Annotated in this window: 3 protein-coding genes and 2 pseudogenes; 4 read left to right on the forward strand and 1 reads right to left on the reverse strand. The window is 51.6% G+C overall.

What is annotated here, in order from left to right; all coding sequences use genetic code 11:
* Positions 1-238, reverse strand: a 238-nt coding sequence (tnpB, locus tag BLQ09_RS30785; protein WP_241000839.1) for an IS66 family insertion sequence element accessory protein TnpB, incomplete at its 3' end; no start/stop codon positions are given.
* Between the two features lie 61 nt (positions 239-299).
* Here tnpB and BLQ09_RS30790 point away from each other — a divergent pair.
* From BLQ09_RS30790 to BLQ09_RS30810, 4 genes and pseudogenes are all read left to right on the forward strand, one after another.
* Complete coding sequence (locus BLQ09_RS30790) at positions 300-1,397, forward strand: S-type pyocin domain-containing protein (protein ID WP_092359825.1); 1,098 nt, start codon at positions 300-302, stop codon at positions 1,395-1,397.
* 1 nt (position 1,398) lies between these two features.
* On the forward strand, positions 1,399-1,656 hold the full coding sequence (locus BLQ09_RS30795; protein WP_081744459.1) for a bacteriocin immunity protein: 258 nt from the start codon (positions 1,399-1,401) through the stop codon (positions 1,654-1,656).
* An 812-nt stretch (positions 1,657-2,468) separates the two neighbouring features.
* A pseudogene (locus tag BLQ09_RS30805) lies at positions 2,469-3,899 on the forward strand (IS1182 family transposase).
* Positions 3,900-4,187: 288 nt separating this feature from the next.
* Positions 4,188-4,418, forward strand: a pseudogene (locus BLQ09_RS30810) (hypothetical protein); the annotation flags it as partial.

The raw sequence follows: 4,418 nt of genomic DNA on the forward strand, positions 1-4,418 counted from the left end.
ATGTTTTGAAGCGCTCGGACTCCAGCCGCTTTAGCCAAAGGCAAAAACCGTTACGCTCCCAATACAAAATTTTCACTCGGTTTCGAGGCTTGTTGAGGAACACGAAAAGTACCGGGTCAAACACCGCGACCTTAATGTCCAGTTCGACCAGAGCGGCTAGGCCATCGATGGATTTTCGGAAGTCGACGGGTTTGGGGTAGAGATAGACTTTTTCGACTTTTGCGTCGGGACGCATCATGAGGTGCTGGCTCCGGAAAGGAATCGGGAGCACAGCATCGGGGATCAGATGGTGACTTTGAATGTGGGGTTCATGGAGCGCTTACCCTGCATCTGCTGCCGGCTCGCTGTTTATGACTTCAGCCGGAACCGTAACGGTAGTTGAAGCCGCGGCGCTCACTCTACAAGCGGCTATTCGTGCAGCCATTAGCGCTTTGGGCGGAGTTATTGCGAGTGTTGGGGCAGGCCTTGTTGTTGGGGTTTCAGCGCTGTTTTACTCGTCAAAGCTGGCGAATGGCGAACTGTCGGAGCGTTATGCTTTCAGTACCCCAGTATCGGACCTGATTCCTGACCTTCAGCAAGATCTGAATAGCGTTGTTGCCACAGGTGGCACCGTTGATTTGGCTTACCGCATTAGCTCAAAAACTGCTGCAGATGGGCAGTCAGAGGTCTTTGTAGTCAAGACTGATGGCGTGACGGTTCCGTCAAAGGTCAGGGTAGTGGCGGCTCGTTATGATGCGGCACAGAAAGTATATACCGCTACGACAGCGGATGTACCTCCACGGACTCTAACCTGGACGCCTATTGTCAGCCCAGGGAATAATTCAACGACCTCGCCTACTGAACAGCCTGTGCCAACAGTTTACACTGGCGCTACAGTGACTCCGGTGGAAGGCCGCATTGACGCCTTTCCTGCAGTTTCAGAAGCGAGTTTTGATGATTTTATTACGGTCTTTCCAGCGGATTCAGGTCTGCCACCGATCTATACGATGTTCCGGGATCGGCGAGAGGATGCAGGTGTTGCAACAGGTTTTGGCCAGCCTGTGTCGGGGAACTGGTTGGGAGCAGCATCACAAGTTGAAGGGGCTCCAATTCCGTCACAGATTGCGGACCAATTGCGAGGCAAAGAGTTTAAAAACTTCAGGAAATTTCGAGAGGCGTTTTGGAAGTCTGTCGCTAATGACTCCGAACTATCAAAGCAATTTATCAGCAACAATATTTCTGAAATGAAGAACGGGCGGGCTCCGTTTGTTCGAAGGGGAGATCGGGTTGGTGGTCAGGTGAAGTTTGAACTTCATCATGCCACTTATGTATCCAAAGGGGGCGCAGTTTTTGATATTGATAATATTCGGGTGGTTACCCCAAAGCAGCACAGCTCAATACATCTAGAGGGTAAGTAATATGAGTATTAAGAAAATAGAAGAGTACACAGAATCTGAGTTTTTACTATTTGTTAAAAAAATTTGTGATTCTGAGTACGCCACCGAGAAAGACCAAGTTGATGCGGTTTTAGAGTTTGAGGTATTGACAGAGCATCCAGACGGATCTGACTTAATTTATTATCCTCCATCGAATGCGGAGAGTACGCCTGAAGTCATAACAAAAAAAGTTAAAGAGTGGCGCGCAGCGAACGGTAAGCCTGGATTTAGATCTACCTAAGCTCGATTGCTTCTGGTGATGCCCTTGCCGTGAGCTTCGGTGAGGGTATTTTATTTTTCGAACATTGTAGGGGGTAACTGGGAGGTTCCCTGGTAAATTCAGTTGAAAGGACATATGTGGCGTAGGTGGGAAGTGTATTCAGGTATATAGGTGTCAACTGCGGAAGTTCGCTGCCGAGCCGCTATTAACCCAAGATTGAACGACAGCTCCTGGCCCAGAGTGTGTAAAAACGCCAAGGGGTCTCACTTTTAGGTTCTTCACCTGTCGGAAATCTATAAGCCTCGTGTCCGCGCACTCATACCGTCTTGACGTTAACAGCTGCGCCGATAGTGCCTCCGGAAACAGATACGATGTAGTCGGCCGCTCTTTGGCAGAGGGTGGCGTGCGATGAACGGATTACGAGGGTAAGAGGCATAAGCGAGAGCGGGTCAATGTCGATACGTTCTCCTGATGTGCCGCGAAGCGACAATGTCAGTTCCGTCCATTGGCGATCATCTGAACCTGCGCAGTCACCGTCAGAGTCAACATCACATCCGGTTCCCCATAGATGTTCAGCAATGCAATAGAAGGCCGGCAATGGTCTTTCTGGCGTGATTTGAATGGAATAGCAAGTAGACATGATTTGTTGGCCGCGCCTATCTGTCAGGAGGAGAAAGGGTATCTCGGAGCCTGAGGCTGAGCAATCAGAGTCGCTGCCCCCCGACCGTCTATCTATAGGCATCCATTGGTGTCTGCGATTGCCCCGGCGTATGTAGAAACGACTCCGTGATCCCTTGCTATGATTGCTGAGGATTTTATCGCGGGGATTGCCTATGAAGCGCTTTATCCAAGGTGAACACCGAGGCCAAGGCACCTTACTTCCCGAAAGCCTCGACGACTACGTCAGCGATGCCAATCCGGTACGCGTAGTTGACGTTTTCGTCGACGAACTCAACTTGGTCAATCTAGGTTTTGAAGGTGCCATTCCAGCCGATACTGGACGGCCGGCTTACCACCCCGCGATCCTGCTAAAGATCTACATCTACGGCTATCTCAACCGCATTCAGTCGAGCCGGCGGCTGGAACGAGAAGCTCAACGCAACGTCGAGCTGATGTGGTTGACCGGGCGTTTGATGCCGGATTTCAAGACCATCGCCAACTTCCGAAAAGCCAACAGCAAGGCCATCCGAGACGTCTGTCGCCAGTTCGTTATGCTGTGTCAGCAGTTGGGACTGTTTGGAGAACATCTGGTCGCCATTGATGGCAGTAAATTCAAAGCAGTCAACAACCGCGACCGCAATTTCACCAACGCCAAACTGAAGCGGCGCATGGAAGAAATTGAATCGAGTATCAACCGTTACCTGGTAGCACTTGATGCTGCCGATCGGCAAGAACCCACAGCTTCCGAACCCAGTGCCGTGCGGCTGGAAGAGAAAATCGCCAAGCTCAAAACTCAAATGAAGGAGCTTCAAGCGATCGAAATCCAGCTCAATGAATCGCCGGATAAACAGGTCTCACTGACCGATCCAGACGCCCGTTCCATGATGACGCGCGGCACAGGAATCGTCGGCTACAACGTGCAGACAGCGGTCGATACTCAGCACCATTTGATCGTTGCACATGAGGTGACCAATGTCGGTTCCGACCGCGATCAACTCAGCTCGATGGCCAAGCAGGCCCGCGAGGCGATAGCCTCAGAAACGTTGTCGGTGGTGGCGGACCGAGGTTATTTCAAAAGCGAACAAATCCTGGCTTGTCACGATGCAGGCATCACCGCCTATGTGCCCAAACCGATGACCTCTGGAGCCAAGGCTGACGGGCGTTTCAATAACGATGCCTTCGTCTATGACACGGCAAAAAACGAATACATTTGCCCGGCTGGGGAGGCGCTGATCTGGCACTACTCCTAAGTTGAAAAAGGCCTGAAGTTGCATCGTTACTGGAGTTCGAAATGCCAGGGCTGCGCGTTGAAATTGCAGTGCACACCGAGCACGGAACGACGAGTTCGACGCTGGGAGCACGAAGCCGTATTGGAGGAGATGCAGCTTCGGCTGAGCAAAGCACCAGAGATGATGCGAGTCCGAAAACGGACGGTTGAGCATCCCTTCGGGACGCTCAAGCAATGGATGGGTGCGACGCACTTCCTGACCCGAAAGCTGGCCGGGGTGAGCGCGGAGATGAGCTTGAATGTGCTCGCCTACAACTTGAAGCGGGTCATGAAAATTCTCGGTATCAGCGGTTTAATGAAGGCACTGTCGGCCTGAAGAGGTCTTTATTTTGACCACCCAGCAAGGTAGAAGCGACGCAGGGGGCTCCCAGGCTCAAGTGATGATCCGCAGGACTTGTTGTGAGCAATTACTCAGCTAACAGCCGTCGGCGCTTCGAGCCGACAGTGTACAAATGCGTTTTTACACACTCTGGGCCGATGGCTGCCAGTCGCCACCGGCAGCTATCGACCCAGGCTGTGTGAAAACATTGCCGATGAATCAATAGCATTAGACAAACAACCTCAGGTCTTTCACATTCCATCTAAAGCGGGTCAGGAAAAAGACATGCCTTCACGTTTGGCATCCAGCTACCCAGATATTCAACATGCATTGGACGTGATCATTCCAAGCAAAAAATTGGACGTGGCTACTCGTATTGTCCTATGGGCGGCGAGTGACGCTGGGCTAGACCCAGCCGAAATTATGGTCACGCTGTCAAAACTAGATCCAGTGCTGTTCGACAACCTTTGTTCTGAAATGGAGGCGCAGTATTTCCGACTGTTCGAGCGCGGAGAT

The organism is Pseudomonas sp. NFACC25, assembly GCF_900100935.1.
In the GTDB taxonomy this organism is placed as follows: domain Bacteria; phylum Pseudomonadota; class Gammaproteobacteria; order Pseudomonadales; family Pseudomonadaceae; genus Aquipseudomonas; species Aquipseudomonas marginalis.